The 16,062-nt window shown below is 46.0% G+C and carries 18 protein-coding genes; 5 read left to right on the forward strand and 13 right to left on the reverse strand.

From position 1 onward, the window contains the following. Positions 1–127 precede the first annotated feature (127 nt). Entirely contained in the window at positions 128–667 is a 540-nt protein-coding gene (locus QUA16_RS21770) for a group 1 truncated hemoglobin (protein WP_333105620.1), read from the forward strand. Position 668: 1 nt separating this feature from the next. Next, complete coding sequence (locus tag QUA16_RS21775) at positions 669–1,010, forward strand: hypothetical protein (protein ID WP_333105621.1); 342 nt, start codon at positions 669–671, stop codon at positions 1,008–1,010. Positions 1,011–1,117: 107 nt separating this feature from the next. Here QUA16_RS21775 and QUA16_RS21780 read toward each other — a convergent pair whose 3' ends face one another. The 5 genes from QUA16_RS21780 to QUA16_RS21800 all read right to left on the reverse strand — a co-directional run bounded on the left by QUA16_RS21780 (position 1,118) and on the right by QUA16_RS21800 (position 2,768). Beyond that, positions 1,118–1,312: a hypothetical protein gene (locus QUA16_RS21780; protein ID WP_333055355.1), complete on the reverse strand. Its 195-nt coding sequence runs from the start codon at positions 1,310–1,312 to the stop codon at positions 1,118–1,120. A gap of 218 nt (positions 1,313–1,530) precedes the next feature. Further along, complete coding sequence (locus QUA16_RS21785) at positions 1,531–1,743, reverse strand: helix-turn-helix domain-containing protein (RefSeq protein WP_006631308.1); 213 nt, start codon at positions 1,741–1,743, stop codon at positions 1,531–1,533. 87 nt (positions 1,744–1,830) lie between these two features. Further along, on the reverse strand, positions 1,831–2,043 hold the full coding sequence (locus QUA16_RS21790; protein WP_333105622.1) for a helix-turn-helix transcriptional regulator: 213 nt from the start codon (positions 2,041–2,043) through the stop codon (positions 1,831–1,833). Positions 2,044–2,118: 75 nt separating this feature from the next. Next, positions 2,119–2,337: a helix-turn-helix domain-containing protein gene (locus QUA16_RS21795; RefSeq protein ID WP_293135490.1), complete on the reverse strand. Its 219-nt coding sequence runs from the start codon at positions 2,335–2,337 to the stop codon at positions 2,119–2,121. A gap of 218 nt (positions 2,338–2,555) precedes the next feature. Next, on the reverse strand, positions 2,556–2,768 hold the full coding sequence (locus QUA16_RS21800) for a helix-turn-helix domain-containing protein (RefSeq protein WP_006631307.1): 213 nt from the start codon (positions 2,766–2,768) through the stop codon (positions 2,556–2,558). Between the two features lie 181 nt (positions 2,769–2,949). On the opposite strand from QUA16_RS21800, the gene QUA16_RS21805 reads away from it, so the two are divergent. After that, positions 2,950–3,420 (forward strand): hypothetical protein, encoded by a 471-nt coding sequence (locus QUA16_RS21805; protein WP_333105623.1) that lies wholly within the window; start codon positions 2,950–2,952, stop codon positions 3,418–3,420. A gap of 41 nt (positions 3,421–3,461) precedes the next feature. Here QUA16_RS21805 and QUA16_RS21810 read toward each other — a convergent pair whose 3' ends face one another. The 8 genes from QUA16_RS21810 to QUA16_RS21845 form a co-directional block, all read right to left on the reverse strand. Then, positions 3,462–3,668 carry a hypothetical protein gene (locus tag QUA16_RS21810; protein ID WP_333055353.1) on the reverse strand — a complete coding sequence of 69 codons (207 nt, stop codon included), beginning with the start codon at positions 3,666–3,668 and terminating at the stop codon, positions 3,462–3,464. Between the two features lie 252 nt (positions 3,669–3,920). Next, entirely contained in the window at positions 3,921–5,243 is a 1,323-nt protein-coding gene (locus QUA16_RS21815; RefSeq protein WP_333105625.1) for a CO2 hydration protein, read from the reverse strand. Between the two features lie 174 nt (positions 5,244–5,417). After that, complete coding sequence (locus tag QUA16_RS21820; protein WP_333105626.1) at positions 5,418–6,971, reverse strand: NADH-quinone oxidoreductase subunit M; 1,554 nt, start codon at positions 6,969–6,971, stop codon at positions 5,418–5,420. A 322-nt stretch (positions 6,972–7,293) separates the two neighbouring features. Further along, positions 7,294–8,013 carry a carbonic anhydrase gene (locus QUA16_RS21825; RefSeq protein ID WP_333105627.1) on the reverse strand — a complete coding sequence of 240 codons (720 nt, stop codon included), beginning with the start codon at positions 8,011–8,013 and terminating at the stop codon, positions 7,294–7,296. Positions 8,014–8,117: 104 nt separating this feature from the next. Further along, on the reverse strand, positions 8,118–9,977 hold the full coding sequence (locus tag QUA16_RS21830; protein WP_333105628.1) for an NAD(P)H-quinone oxidoreductase subunit F: 1,860 nt from the start codon (positions 9,975–9,977) through the stop codon (positions 8,118–8,120). Between the two features lie 334 nt (positions 9,978–10,311). After that, a complete protein-coding gene (locus QUA16_RS21835) occupies positions 10,312–11,256 on the reverse strand; it encodes a glycosyltransferase (protein WP_333105629.1) in 945 nt (314 codons plus the stop codon). Positions 11,257–11,577: 321 nt separating this feature from the next. Beyond that, entirely contained in the window at positions 11,578–12,693 is a 1,116-nt protein-coding gene (gene mraY / locus QUA16_RS21840; protein WP_333105630.1) for a phospho-N-acetylmuramoyl-pentapeptide-transferase, read from the reverse strand. Positions 12,694–12,822: 129 nt separating this feature from the next. Next, on the reverse strand, positions 12,823–13,062 hold the full coding sequence (locus tag QUA16_RS21845; RefSeq protein ID WP_006631296.1) for a DUF3134 domain-containing protein: 240 nt from the start codon (positions 13,060–13,062) through the stop codon (positions 12,823–12,825). 413 nt (positions 13,063–13,475) lie between these two features. Between QUA16_RS21845 and QUA16_RS21850 the strand changes: the two genes are divergently transcribed. After that, positions 13,476–15,152 carry a glycosyltransferase family 4 protein gene (locus QUA16_RS21850; protein WP_333105631.1) on the forward strand — a complete coding sequence of 559 codons (1,677 nt, stop codon included), beginning with the start codon at positions 13,476–13,478 and terminating at the stop codon, positions 15,150–15,152. Between the two features lie 158 nt (positions 15,153–15,310). Beyond that, positions 15,311–15,895 carry a PAP/fibrillin family protein gene (locus QUA16_RS21855; RefSeq protein WP_333105632.1) on the forward strand — a complete coding sequence of 195 codons (585 nt, stop codon included), beginning with the start codon at positions 15,311–15,313 and terminating at the stop codon, positions 15,893–15,895. Positions 15,896–16,062 lie beyond the last annotated feature (167 nt).

Genomic DNA, 16,062 nt, shown 5'->3' on the forward strand with positions numbered 1-16,062 from the left:
ATCGCTTTAAATTCAGTTCCAATTCTAGTTGTTAACATTTCTTTACTTACCTTTGTTTTTTTATACCGACCTACTTAGTGCTGAAGATTCAATTAACCATATTACCATCACAATTGGAGATTTTTCAATGAAACTCAGTAAATCTTTGGCAATGTTGTTGACATTAATTTGTCTCACAGTCATAGTTGTGACTACTTTCAGATTAAGCCCTAGTTTCGCTCGTTCTACGCCGATGATGTCAGCACAAGAATCAGCAGAAAAAGTAACTACAGATATGATTGCACAAGTTCCCGGAGGAAATTCTCTCTACACTAGGCTAGGAGGCTACAACGCGATCGCAACTGTTATTGATGATTCAGCAAATTTCATATTCAATGACCCACTAATTGGTAAATACTTTATTGGCTTGAGCACAAACTCAAAACAGAGGCTGCGTCAGTTGTTAGTCGATCAATTCTGCCAAGCGGCAGGTGGGCCTTGTGTTTATACAGGGCGGACTATGAACCTTTCCCATCGTGGAATGGATGGAGGTCTCACGAACAGTGAATTTAACGCTTTTGCTAATGATATATCCCAAGCTCTCGATAAAAATAGGGTCAATCCACCAGAAAAAGCCGAAGTCCTGGCATTTGTTAACAGTCTCAGAAGCAAGATTGTCGAAAAGTAATATGAAGCACTCCAATCTCCTCCTGCTTTCGGTGGCATTTCTGCTGCTGTCAGGAATGGTAACAGCCGACGCAGCCCGTGCAAAACCGTCAGAGCCAACTACCGAGATGAAAGTTCCAGTATCCCCAATGCCAAGGCAGTCTTCTGAGCGCTTTTCCATGCCTGCTATTTTTGCTCCACCCCAGGCTCAATCCAACGATCGACCTTTTTGTTTTTATCAGCGCTCCGATAGCACGATAGTTGATTTGAGCAGACTGTGTGGGGCTAAGAGCACCGAAACGGGTACAAATACTAGATGGGAAAACGCTCCTGTTGAGGAGAAGAAGACCCCAATTTATTGGTAAAAAAATGAGAATTTGTTTCAGTAGACGAATTCCATAGGAGCGCCCCTCCTTACTTCCCCCGAAGTGCGTGAAGCGTAGCTATCCCGTAGGGAATCGCCCCTCTCCCCTCAAATTTCCCCCTTCACCTGCATCTGATGCACCTTGTCAGCCAACTCTTGCAAGCGCTTTTCGTCCAACTCGTCGATCGCCAGCATCCCGACATAGATAATTTCCTTCAGCGTTAGTCGGGTTGCTAGCGCCTTTTTCTGCACAAGTTCCTTGATGATGGGGCTCACCCCGATGGCGGTACTGGCTCTAGTCATCCAATTTTAGATTTTAGATTTTAGATTGATCCCACAGATGAATCCGAGGCCCCGAACCAAATTGCTTGATTGTCACAAAGGTAACGGGAGATTAATAACTTGGATTAAATCTTAGCACTTTTAAGCTGAGCTTTTATCTGCGATGCAAACTGCTTAAGCGAGTCTTGACAAGACGAAACAGCCCGGTTGATACTAGAAACGTGGAAAGGCCGATCGACCTATTCCTCAATAATCTCCACCAAGTCCTCAATCATCACATCAAATGCCCGCGCTAACTTGTACAGGGCGGTAAAGTCAACCATTGATATTTCTGAACGACGAGCATAGCTGGTTATGGTGCTATAGATCACGCCCGATCGCTCAGCCACCTCCTTGAATGTCCAGCCTCTCTCGGCCGCTAGCTCTCGCACTTTAACTCTGACTAAACCCATGCTTGACAAATAATGCAGTTGCGTTTTAAGATAATTCCATCTGAAAAAGCGATCGCCCCCGGTCTAGACAACTTAAGGCCGATCGACCTATTCCTCCAAAACCTCAACCAAATCCTCAATCATCACATCAAAAGTCCGAGCTAACTTCCGCAGCAAAGTAAAGTCAACCGTTGTCAGCCCTGGACAACGAGCATAATGCTTGACAGTGTTGTACATTACCCCAGAACGTTCTGAAACTTCCTTGAATGTCCAACCTTCCTCAGCAGCTAGTTCTCTGACTTTAATTCTTACTAAACCCATGCTTGAGAGTGGATGCAATTCTTAGGTTGGCTCACCATGATATCAGAAAATCAGTCAATATCGTGGTCGATCGACCTATTCCTCCAAAATCTCCACCAAATCCTCAATCATTACGTCAAACGTGCGAGCCAACCTGTGCAAGTAGGCAAAATTAACGGTTGTCATGCCTTGACATTGGGCGTAGTTTCTGATGGTGCTATAACCAACGCCCGATCGATCGGAAACTTCCTTAAGTGTCCAGCCGTTCTGGGCAGCAAACTCCCGAATCCGCAACCTCACCAAGCCTTTGCTCATACTTACTTGACAAATGACAATCTGCTGTCGTTTAATATTAGATATCTGAAAAAGCGATCGCCTCTGGTCTGGACAACTAAGGGCGATCGCCTATTAAACCTAATGTGGACAGATACTCTCTGTCCTGCACATCTACAACAAAAAGATGTACACACCTACAATCAAGAGATGCGTCTATTATGATATCAGAAACTCGGGCAAAATCGCGAACGATCGACCTATTCCTCCAAAACCTCAACTAAGTCCTCAATCATCACATCAAAAGTCCGAGCTAACTTCCGCAGGCAAGTAAAGTCAACCATTGCCATTTCAGGACGACGAGCATAGCTTCTGACTGTGCTATAAATTACCCCGGAACGATCGGATACTTCCTTAAGCGTCCAGCCCTTCTCCGCCGCTAGTTCCCGAATTTTTAGCCTGACTAAACCCATGCTTGACAGTTGATGCAATTGCGTCGTACAATTTTATATGTAAAGAGCGATCGCCCCCCGGCCTGGAAAACTAAAGGGCGATCGTCTGTAAAACCTAATCTGGACAGATTATTTCTTTCTATCAAAAAGTGCATTTGCCATATCCAGAAGTCTACTAACCATATCCAGAGGTGTACTAGCCATGATATCAGAAACTTCGGCAAAATCGCGGACGATCGCAGAATCGAGAATAATTCACAAATCGCCAATCCTGCATCCGCTGGCGAGATTCGTTACCGAAGAAACAGTCGCACTCCTGTTCAATATCGCAGCAGATGAGATTTACCGAATAGAATGCTGTCGCTACATGGTGTACGTGCACGCCAAAGGCATCAGCCGCTTTGTCAGCTACGCCGATTTTCCCCCGATTTTAGCAGTAAAGCCGATCGCACCTCAAGATTTTGGCAGATGGTACAAACGCTGGAAAAGCAAGCAAGCACCAGCATTTTGGACGAAATTCTACACCCACAAGTTCAAAAAAGCTGTTTCAGTTGATAGCTTGCTGGAGTGGGGCCAATTGGTAGCTACTGTTAAATCGGTCATTTCTGGGGCTGCGCTGCAACAGCTACGAGATGTCTATGCCCAAGAAAAAGATTTGATGGAGAAATTTTAAAGTGCGATCGACTTAATCCTACTTGAACTTTCAATTAAATTTTAAAACACTTCATCCTCGATACCCAGCCACCATTCCCCCAGATTCATTAAGTCTTTGTGAATGTCGGTAAGTTCTGTCATATACTCTTCAGCAGAAATCTCCGATCGCCTTTCTTGCAATTTTTTCAGCCGCAGTTGCACCAACAGCCAAGGTTTGGAAATCCCATCGGTTGCTTCGATATATTTGGCTAGCTGTTTGCTGTCCATAGTTATTGGTTATTTTTTATATCGGAATGATTAAACCGCAGAGAACGCAGAGAACGCAGAGGAAGAGAAGAGAGAGATGAATAATTCTGAGACCAACTAATCTAATATTATAGGACTTTTGAAACGGCTTAAAAAGCTCTGATTTTTCCCAGTCGGTTTCAACCGACTTGAGCTTTGAGCCAGGGGTTTCAACCCCTGGCGGACTAACGGACTGGCGGGCTTGGAAGCTAAGATGCCTCCCGCAAACATCCTTTACCTATAATCCGAAGTCTGAATATTATTCAACTTCGCAGCATATTTCATGCCGTATTCCGGGCGACAGAAGCGATCGATCTGAGACTCAAAGAAAGCCCGATTTGCCTTCAAATGCTTTGGATTCGGGTCGTCTAAAGGATACAAAAGAGCAGTCCGCAAAGCTTGAATCACCGCCGAAGTTACGCAATACATCGATCTCTGAAATGTCACCCCAATTTGATTGAGGATATCATCTTCGCCGCGACAGCGCTGTTTGTAGAAATCCTTCAAATAAGGCGGCAGGAAATGCAGCATATCTTGTGCTAGCAAAGTCGGCGGAATCCCCGCCGTACCTACGGGGAATTTGTCTGCATAAAGCACTCCGTAGTGGAAGTCTTTTTGGTCGTCAGGAACTTCTCTAGCTTGAGCGTTGTAAGATTTGGTGCCTCGGAATGGCGAAGTGCGATAAAATACAGCTTCCACGTAAGGTAACGCTGCTTCGTAAAGCCAAGTGAAACCTTTAGATTTGGGGATAATTTCGTACTTCTCGCCGTCGATGTAAACGTGGTGGTAAATCGGGCGTCCGGCGATGGCAAATATGCCATTTACTAAGAAATCCATCGCCTGCGGGACTGTGGTAACTTTCCCTTCGTCGTAAAGATCCGAAACTTCAAAAAACACCGGTGCCATTACTTCCCAGAATAAACCGAGATTGCTGTAATAAGACATTTGGCGGCACTGTTCTAAAAACATTTCTGGAAATGCTTTGTGCAGTGCCAGCATGAACGGGTCTTTTTTGAAGTAAGCTTTAATTGCCCGATCGGCATTAGCCTTATATTCGTCACTGTCCAAATAAGGATCGAATTGATTGGTTGGCACGTACAAGCCCCGGTGCCACAGCATCGCCCTCATGCACTCTTCCGCAAATTCCATGTTAATGCGATCGTGCCACAAATGGTGAAACAGCCGCGGCATTTTACCAGTTTCACCCTTCTCCATGAACTCCAAAAGTTCCGGGTGAACACTTCCTGTCCCGCGCCAAATCCGCAAATCTGCACCGTCGCCTGCATAGTGATTTTGCAAGTCTAAATACTCTTGGGGTAAAAAGTATTTAAAGAAAGGAAGCGGCTGTAAAAATACTCGTTCGGCGATGTAAAGCAAATCCCGCCAGTAAAAGTCCATCGGCACCGCGTAAGCTTTCCAAATAGCGATGATTTGCATCAGATTTTCCGGCGTATCTGGAATCATCGCGCCGCCAGCTTCCAGCCTGTGAATTATTTCGGCAAATTCGTGTTTGGAAGGAGGTAGTTTAGTTGCTGGTTTATTAGGAGTTTGTACCATTGTTTCTTCCTTTGGTTGAGTGAATCTAAATATTTTGAATTATTGCAAAAAGCTGCGATTCTTTAACTTCCAGGCTCTAGCCTGGGAACCGAGATCCAGGCCCGCGAGCCGGAAAATTGGAGGCAGAGCCTCCGGATATGCGTTACCAGGCAGAGCCTGGAAACGAGTAGATTCTTAGTCTGCAGAGGCCGACTTCGTTTGTGTAGATGCGATTTCAATCGCTGACTTTTCCCCAGGATAGCTAATAGCAACTTGGGTATTTCTGTCAGCCGGCAGAGTAGCTACGATCGCATTTGTAGTAGATTCGCTCCACTTGAGCAGCCAAGCAGGTTGAATTCCCAACACAAATATGATGCCCGCCAAAACCAGCGCCGGCATATTTTCAGCAAACGTAACTGGAGGGTAGTAAGCCGTGGCATTGTCCAACTTCCCAAAACAGGTGCGGTTGAGCAGAATCACAAAGTAAACTGCTGTTAAACCCGAAGCTAAAATGCAGACTAAAGTTGGAATTGGAAAGATCGAGAAACTGCCTTGAAACACTAAAAATTCGGCAATAAAACCTACCAAACCGGGAATTCCGGCGCTTGCCATGCCGCCCAAAACTAACAGGGAACTGGCAGTGGGTAAACCCCGCATCGGGTTCATCAAACCGTTGAGCACGTCCAAATCCCGCGTGCCGACTTTGGTTTCGATGATGCCTACCAAATAAAATAGCAAAGCTAAAATCAAGCCGTGGCTTACCATTTGCCCGACTGCACCGATTAGTGCCAGCTTCGTACCCGCAGCGCAGGCAACCAGGATGTAGCCCATATGCCCGATCGAACTATAGGCTACCATGCGTTTGATGTCTTTTTGGGCGATCGCGCTCAAAGCCCCGTACATCACGCTCACAGTCCCGATAATCGCTAAACCGGGAGCTATAATCGACCAAGTTTCGGGAAACATCTGCAAGCCAAACCGCACTAAACCGTAAGTTCCCAACTTCGCCAGAATCCCTCCCAGCAAAATTGCTGTTGCTGGCGAAGCTTCCACGTAAGCATCCGGTAGCCAAGTGTGCAGCGGCACCAAGGGAATTTTAATTCCCAACCCAATTAGCAAAATTGTTAGCAGGATTAACTGCAGATTTCTCGGCAATTCTTGAGTGGTAATCGCACTGTAATCGAAATTTAAAGAACCGCTCAGCCAAGCCACACCCAAAAATGCTGCCAGCACTAAAAGTCCCGAAACTGCCGTGTAGATCAAAAACTTCATGGCAGCGTATTCCCGCTGCTTTCCGCCCCAAATCGCAATCAACAGGTAAAAAGGAATTAATTCTACTTCATAAAACAGTACAAACAGCAGCAAATTTTGAGACATCAAAGCTCCGGCAACACCAGCATTGATTAGCAAAATCAAAGCGTAGTAAAGCTGGGGGCGCTCCATCTTTTCGCCAGTGCCATAAATGACTAATAGCGTCAGCAATGCACTTAAAACCAGCAGCGGCAAAGACAAGCCGTCAATGCCCAAATTGTAGCTCAAACCTAATTGCGGAATCCAAGGCAAATATTCTTGAAATTGCAGTCCCGCATGGGCGGGATCGAATTGAGTCAGCAGCCAGATATTCAACAGGAAAACAACAGCAGCAAAAGCTGAGGCAATGGAACGCAACCGCATCCCGTTGATGTTTCCGGGCAGAAACCCGACTACCGCAGCGCCCAACGCGGGCAACCAGAGCAAGGCACTAAGCATAATGTGTGAAGAGTGAAGAGTAATATCAATTCCGCTTGCACCGGAATGATTGTTGACGGTTGACGGTTGACGGTTGACAGTTAACTCAAATTTACTATTCCGATGCTAACTTATAGCCTTTCTCAGTAACATGAGGTACACGCTTGATAAGCGGCCTCCGTGGCCTCCGTGGCCTCCGTGGCTTCCGTGGGCATAGGGCATACCTCACCAAGATTGAGAACTGCTGTATTTGATATTAATTATCAATTTGGCACGCTTTTATGGTTGATAATTTGAGAATTTAGAAGTCACTTTTTTCCCAAATTATAACTTTAAAATTGCATCAAGACTCAACCAGAATATTGACTGCACCCGTGTCTAAATCGTAATATCCACCCACAACTTTCAGTTTATTCTCCTCAATTAACTTAGAGATAACAGGAGATGCTTTCAACCTCTTAGCTTGCAGCACAACATTGGCTTTGCAGGCATTTTCTAGATAATCGCCTGCTTGGCCTTTCGAGCTTTCTACAGCCGGCTTAATGGCGTCGAGCAAACTGCCAATTTGACCCGGAACTTGAGCTCCTTTGATGGTTGCCTCTACCGCACCGCAACGTTTATGCCCGATTACCACAAGCACTTTTGCTCCCAGTACCAGCGTGCCAAATTCCAGGCTGCCAATTTCTTCTGGGGTAGCAACATTTCCGGCCACGCGACACACAAATAAATCTCCCAATCCCTGATCGAAAATAATCTCCGAAGGAAAGCGGGAATCTGCACAGCCGAGAACAGCAGCAAAGGGTTTTTGAGATTTGGCAACTTCGGCGAGGCGGGGTAAGTCTTGGTTGGGACTTTGGCGTTTTCTATTAACAAACCGCTTGTTCCCGTCCATTAACTGTTTCAAAGCAGCATCGGGAGTCACGTCATTTTGAGCAATTGCCGGTTCGGGTGCAGCCAAATCAGCGCCTGCTCCTGCTGCGAGTATCCCTGTACCAATGGCACCTGCGACAAATTTGAGGGAATTGCGTCGGGAAAGATTGAATTGTCTGTTGTTTGAGGTCATTTATGCTGCCTTATTTGAACGAGTTGGAAATCTTTTTTCAAGACTTCATGTTTTTAAGATTTTAGATTAAAATTGTTACCTAAAATCTTAAAATTCATATCTCTTTACCCGCCTACAATCAGCGACAGGCGAGCTAGCAGTGGCCAGCTTATGAGCAGTCCCAAAAGCGCAACTCCGAACAGAATTGTCAGGGCGTAAAACTGAGTTTGACCGTTAACGTTGTATTTGAGGCTTTGCCCGCTGAAAACCGTTGCAAAACCGATTAAATTTACGAAGCCGTCAACAATATTGCGATCGATCCAAGAGATAACTTGAGCAACTAGACCGACTGCAAATATCACTGTTACTCGGTAAAGTTTGGCAGTGTAAAAGTCGTAAGCAAAAAAGTCTTGCAAAGCTTGAGAACCAATTCGCACGGGTTTTTCCCATTTTTCGTTCAGGTAAACAAATGCTCCGGCACCGATGCCGATCGCCGTTGACAAAACTAGCAGTCCAGTTGCGGTATAATTCAAACTTGCCCCCGGCAATAAATGCCACGCAGCCAGCAAGTGCGGAACGTGCAAAGTAAAGCCCATTAAAACAGTCATCGGCAAGATAAAAGGCCAGTGAACTTCCGGCGAACGTTCGGTCATTTGCTTTGGTTTGCCACCGAAAACTAAACCGAAGACGCGCATCAACCCAAAAGCAGTGACGCCGTTTACAAACAGCACTATTCCTAACAGCAAAGGATGAGTTTGCCAAAGCCCGGATGTGAAGTCTTCTAAAGCCCAGAAGCAGCCGAAGGGCGGCAGTCCCACCAATCCAGCGCTACCGACAATAAACGATATGGCCGATATCGGCCGCTTTGCCCACAAACCGCCGAGAGAGCGGACATCCTGAGTGATGCTGTTCCAAACTACCGAACCGATGCTCATCACCAGCAAACCCATTGCCAAGCTGTAGGCAAATATTAATGTCAGGGCTGTCTGGGCTTGTCCGGTGCCGACGGCGATAAATACTAAGCCCATGTAAGAGCTGACTATATAGGAAAGCGTGCGCTTGATGTCAATTTGGGCGATCGCAATTAATGAAGCACCAACCGCCGTCGCAGCGCCTACAATAATAGTTGTCTTCAGTCCGATCGGCGACAAAGCAATCACCGGCTGCAACTTAATCAATATCCAAGCACCAGTTTCGACAACTACGGTGTTCCGCAAAATCGTCGCCGGCAGCGGGCCTTCCATCGCCTCATCCAGCCAGAGGTGCAAGGGAAACTGAGCGCACTTACCCATCGGCCCGGCAATCAAAGCCAAGCTCAACAGCGTCGCTACAGTGGGGTCAAGCTTTGCAGTCTGAGCCCAAACAGCCAACTCGTCAAAATTCCAAGTTCCAGCCAGTGGCAGAATTGCGACTACTCCCATCAGCAGGAATAAATCTCCCACCCGCTTTGTTAAGAAAGCGTCGCGGGCTCCTGTCACCACCAAAGACTGATTGAACCACAGCCCGACTAGCAGGTAAGTACCCAAAGTCAGAACTTCCAAAATCATGTAGCTGAAGAACAGGGAATTGCACAGTACCAAGCCGCACATCCCTGCTTCAAACAGCCCCATCAGGGAAAACAATCTCGCCCAGCCCCAGTCCATTTCCATGTAACCGAAAGCATAAATCTGCGCCAGCAAGTTCAGTCCGGTAATCAAAACTGTCGCGCCGACGGTGACAGTAGAGATTTCTACGGGAATGGTTAAGTCTAAACCTGCTACATTCAGCCAGGGAATTAACTGGTGTTGTGCCGGTTGGTTCCAGATAGCTGTCAGGGCTATGACGCCGTGTAAGAAAGCGAACAAGGTTAAGATGGCGTTCACGTAACCGGATGGTCTTGGCCCCGTGCGACGGGTAATTGCCGGAAACCACAGCATCGACAGAACTCCGCCGATGAGTGGATAGCAAGGTATAAACCAAACGGTCTGGAGTAAGATTTGAGCCATTGGCATTACTTGTAAAGGTTACAAAAATTTAAAATTCTGAGAATAATTCCGATCGGGCAAACGACAGCACTGAAAACCCAGAAGGCAGAATTAGAGGCTATTTTGGCGTCAGTATTCGAGTTACTCGTTGTTTTGATACTAGGCGGGAAGAATAGACTTATTAATTTTATATTAAGTATTGCATTAAATTTTCATATTTCTGATTCAGCATACTTATCAATACCGATAAGCTCTACTTATAGGTATATATAGGGGCGGATTGTGTACAAACGAATATTTGTCGATCGCAAGTGCGATCGAACAATAATTTATTGCTCTAAAATATTAAAACCGATTAAAACCACTCAATGTCCCAAGCTGATTCGGGAAGTTTGGCTTGGCGCTGTCCCATCGACCTTGCCCTAACATTCAAAAGACCGATCGGCGTATTAAACAAATCTACCATATCGGCTTGGGCCATCGCACTTTTGGCGGCAGCAACCGGAAATTCCTTTAACAGCCACCTAGCCAGCCGATAAAAATATTCCCCTGTTGTGAATTCTCGCATCAAATCGACACCGTGGAGTTCGTGTAAATATTTATTAGATTCGCCGTACCGATACCATTGACTTTGCAACTGTTTTATTGTAGAACGGTGGCGGTGTCGGACGATCGCATTTTCGGCAAAATACATTTTATAGGATGTTTCCCGCAAAATCCGCCAGCATAAGTCCGCATCGCCGCCACTGCTGAGGTAAGGGCGAAATAATCCTATTTGTTGTAAAACTAGCCTCCGTACAGCTAAATTGGCGGTTTGGCCGTAAGCACAAAAAGGGTGAGCGAGAGTATGTTTTTGAGATAAAGTATTTTGGCGATCGGCGTGTTGTTCTAAAATAGTTTTACCGGGCAATGCGAGTATTTCCCCAGCGCTAATTCCTACTTCTAAGTCAACAAATGGCTTAACTAAATTTTCCAGCCAGTCAGATTCCGGGCGACAGTCTGCATCGGTAAATGCAATGATTTCGCCTGTGGATGCGCGAATTCCTTTATTGCGGGCGGCGTAGGAACTTTGAATCTGATTTTCGGTGAGGTGGCGAATGGTTATTTGATCCAACTTAGCTGCTGTTTCGAGGATTGCTGAAGTGCGATCGCGACTGTTGTTGTCTACTAAGAGATATTCTACACTGTGTGGCGGATAAGTTTGCGATCGCAGGCACTCGATCAACTCCGGCAAATCCATCTCGCCGTTATAAACAGGCACAACCACCGAAACTTGTGGTAAAAATCCGTCACTGTTCATTAGTCCTCTATGCAGCTTTTTGAGTGAATTAGGAGTAAAGTCATTATTACGAACAAGTTTTATGGCAGCTTAACTTATCGAATAATTTCTACTTCTGTGCCTTTCTCCACAAACTGATACAACTCCTCAACATCCTTATTTTCAAGTGAGTGGAACAGGTCGGAAAGCCAGTTTTTTAAGCCAGTTTTTGAGCCTGAAACGGGCAAAATGCCTGTTCCACAACTGCATTCAGTTATTGTGGAACAGGCATCTTGCCTGTTTCTTTGAAATAGGAGAAAATATCTCTTGCATCCCCTGCACAATCCGTTACCAAATCCGCTGTTAACTGTTGCTAGTAAACATCAAAATCATTAACACTAACACCCCGTTTGTTAAATAAAATATCCCAACAACCTGAGTTTCCAACCAGCCGCACAACTCTAAATGATGGTGCAGTGGAGCCATTCTTAACAGACGCTTCCCGATGCCATCCGGCCCTTTTGTAGCTTTGTAATAACCTACTTGAGCAATTACTGACAGCGTTTCGATAAAGAAAATCCCGCTGATAATTAATAATATCCAAAGGCTATTTGTTAATAAAGCTACCGCACCCAACGCACCGCCCAAAGCTAAAGCACCTGTATCGCCCATAAACACCTTGGCTGGATTGCGGTTGTGTGCTAAGAAACCGAAACAACTGCCGCTGATGCAAGCGCAAAATATCATTAATTCTGGCGAAGTTGAGGCTACAGATGCGCCTAATCCCAAAAGTGCGATCGCCCCCAAACCTCCCATCAACCCGTCAACACCATCGGTAATATTAGTAGCATTGCTTTCGGCAACTAGCACAAAACCCGCCAGCGGCCAGAACAGCAAACCTAATGGCAATACCCAACCGAAAGGCAAAGCAACATTCGTAGAAATTGCTGGTTGATGAAACATCAGCCACAGACAAAATAGAGCAGCAAAACTTATTTGCAAAGCCAATTTCATCCGAGGTGAAATACCTTTGTTCGACTTGCGTCGCAGAATTTGCCAGTCATCAATCCAGCCAATGAAACCGTAAGCTAAAGTTAAAGCTGATACGGCAACAACATCTGAGTTAAACTTAGACCAAAGTAAAGCGACTGCTACCCCAGCAGGTATAAAAAAGATGCCTCCCATTGTCGGCGTTCCCGCTTTTTTCAAATGGGCTTGGGGGCCGTCTTCGCGAATTATTTGTCCTGCTTTTAGTTGCTGGAGTAGGGGTACAACTGCATAGCCCAACCCCGACGCAACTAAAGCACAAACAACTAGCGGCATAAATAGCGATGCAGGTAAATTCAAAAATCTACCCGCTGCTACATCTAAACCGATCGCTACAGTGCAGAGTCCCACACCCAGCAGCCGGAATAAATTGCTGCCTGTAAGTTTGAAAGGCAGACTAAAAGGGATTTTCTCATCCAAAAAGTTATCCATAACACTCCTCACCACACACTATTTGAGAATAAGCAATTGACAATGGGGAATAGGGTGCGATACAGGAGATTGAGAAATCTCTGAGTTTTTCTTCCCTGTTTCCGGTTGATTTCTTCACCCTTTTACCCGTTATTCTTCGCCTACACTCACATCCTCTTCTACTTCCTCTTCTAAATCATCGTAAGGACTGTCGTCAACTGCCATAAGTTCAGAAATTTCTTCTTCGTGCAGATAGTCGGGTTCTTGGACATCCCTTGCTAACAGGCGATTGTTAGATTCCAACCAGTCTAAAAGAGAAGATTGCTGTTTTAATGGAATTACATCCGCAGGTAAATGGCGAGGAATTTGACGCAGAGATGGGTTGTACATGATTATCGGTTTTTAAAGACAAAGACGCGATCGAGTAGAGGTAACGTTTTGCCGACGAACTGCTCCTTTGATCAAGCACTTGCAAATCGGGCATTTAGCAAGGCTAAAGCATTATACCACAGGCACTGTTTGGTTCCGGATCGGGATAAGATGGGAGACCGAAAAGGCGATCGCCCCCAAGCATGGGCATGAGGATAACACTAAAATCCGCTCTTGCCAATCCTTCTTTAGCCGTAAGCATTGTAATCCCAGACGATCGTCTTTAAGATATCGCGGGACAAGCGGCGATCGTATTCTGCAAGCTTCGCTAACGGCAAGGGTTTGATTCACAACAGTCTCCTGGTTTTTCATCAAAGCCTGAGCTCGAATGCCCTCTGGCTTCTTCAGTCAACTCTCAAGCAATAAATCTCAGAATGGATATAACGGCAGCGGTTTTATACAACAAAGAGGGCTACCACACCGGAGGCAAAAAACTTCTGGGGCGTCATTCAGCCGGAGAAGGGTTTCTCAAAAGCTTAGTCCAACACGGAACCGCTGACTCTCTCTACTGTTACGCCGATAGCGAAATAACCTTTAAGGAGTTTTGTTCGCACATCCAACCTTGGCTGCAAAAACCTCGGAAAGTGCGCTGGATTCCGATGGAACGACCGGATTTTCTATCTCAACCGGGCACAATTTACCGACCCGATCCGCTTCTGTCGCAGATGGTGTGGGCGCGCAGATTTGTCGATCAGCGGGCCTATAGCGTTTGCGGCGTTACTCACACGATCGGTACAAAATACATCATGGGGGCGATCGGCGATTTGATAACCGCACCCATGCAGCCTTGGGACGCCCTGATCTGCACCTCTGCAGCGGTGAAAACAGCAGTAGAAGGAGTTATGAGGGAGTGGTCTGAATATTTAGCCCAGCGCAACGGCGGTAAACCGGAAATTTTAGTCAAATTGCCGGTTATTCCCCTAGGAGTGGATTGCAGCGCGTTTCCGCAGGGTGTGGAAGCAGTTAATAGTCGCCGGCAACTGCGACAAGAACTGGGCATTTCTCCCGAAGATATTGTTGTGTTATTTGTCGGTCGATTGATTTTTTCTGCAAAAGCTCATCCGGTACCGATGTACATCGCCCTAGAGGGCGCGGCACAACAGACAAAAGCCAAAATCCACTTAATTCAAGCAGGTTGGATCGAAGATCCGAGAGAAGAACCCGACTTTAAAAATAGCGCGCAAATATTTTGTCCCTCCGTGAATGCTATTTTTTTAGATGGGAGAAAGCCGGAAGTTAGAATAAATATTTGGTCGGCCGCCGACATTTTCATTTCGCTTTCGGACAACGTTCAAGAATCCTTCGGACTGACGCCAATTGAAGCAATGGCAAACGGACTGCCGGCCATAGTCTCCGATTGGAACGGATACAAAGAATCTGTACGCCACGAAATAGACGGCTTCCGCATTCCCACACTCATCCCGCCCCCGGAATCTTGTTTAGATTTAGCCTTAAATTATCTCGACGACAGCTTAAATTGGCCGACTTACATGGGTCACACTTCTCTCGCGACAGCAGTTGACATTGATGCTTGCACTCTGGCGTTGTGTCAATTAATTGAAAACCCCGAATTGAGAAAGCGGATGGGGGAAAATGCCCGACAAAGGGCGAGGGAAATTTATGATTGGAAAGTAGTAATTGCTGCTTACGAACAATTGTGGCGGGAATTAGCAGAAATTCGCCTGGAGGCACCGGAGTCAGCACCTTTAAAACCTGGGAAGCCGCCTTATCCCCTAGGCGACGATCCGTTTCGGGTATTGGGCCATTATGCGACTAGAAGTTTAAGCAATGAGATGATGCTGAGTCTGGGTGCGATCGCCACACCAGAACTTTTAAAGCAGGTACGGACAATTAGGTTTACCAGTTTTGGTGAGGATAGGAGAACATCTGTTAGCATTCAGATGGAGATATTGGAGACAATTAAGCAGGAAGGTGCGATCGGCGTGGGGGAACTTATCCGACGCTACGTTAAAAACGAGCAAGAATTAGCCGACCTGTATCGGACTCTGCTATATCTGGTAAAATTTGGTATCTTAGTTATTAGTTGTTAATACTCTGCGGGCTCGGCGATTACAATCGCTACTACACAAAATTTCCTCCCTCTCGCTTGAGACAGAAGAAAAGATCGGTCTAACTTTTGCCTCACCTTCGATAATTAATCCGTGTATTCGTGTCAAAATCCGTGTCGTGCCTTCCTTCTTAAAAAATCATGCTTAGAAAATCTGCACTATTAGAGATAATTGCTGGTAAGAATCGAGGTTTGCTGGCTACGGCTAGCGACAAACAAGCGATTTTAAGCGCGATCGCCCAATTGGAAGATTACAACCCCACGCCTCGCCCTGTCGAAGCTGCAGAGCTTTTAAATGGTGATTGGCGGTTATTGTACACCACCAGCCGCGAACTGCTGAATCTCGACAGTTTTCCCTTGGTGAAATTAGGTCAAATTTATCAATCTATCCGCGTCAAAGAATCTAAAATTTACAACATTGGCGAACTTTACGGCTTGCCTTATTTGGAAGGAATTGTCAGTGTAGCGGCGAGATTTGAGCCAACTTCCGAACGGCGAGTGCAGGTGAAGTTTGAGCGGTCTATAGTAGGTTTAAGCAGGTTGATTGGCTATGAATATCCGGGGAAGTTTATCGATGAGATTGAGTCGGGGAAAAAGTTCGCTGCTGTAGATTTCGGGCTGGATACTCGCGAACAGCAGGGATGGCTGGATATCACTTATTTGGATAAAGATTTGCGGATTGGACGGGGGAATAAAGACAGTGTTTTTGTCTTGACAAAAGAGTGATTTGTTATTATTTGATATCGGGGCGGGTTTTACGAAAAATCTCAGCCTAAGACCCACAATCTTTTAAACCCGCCCCGACCTAATTGCCAAGTTATTATTTGATATCGGGGCGGGTTTTACGAAAAATCTCAGCCTAAGACCCACAATCTTTTAAACCCGCCCCGACC

It is taken from the genome of Microcoleus sp. S13_C3 (assembly GCF_036700905.1).
In the GTDB taxonomy this organism is placed as follows: domain Bacteria; phylum Cyanobacteriota; class Cyanobacteriia; order Cyanobacteriales; family Microcoleaceae; genus Microcoleus.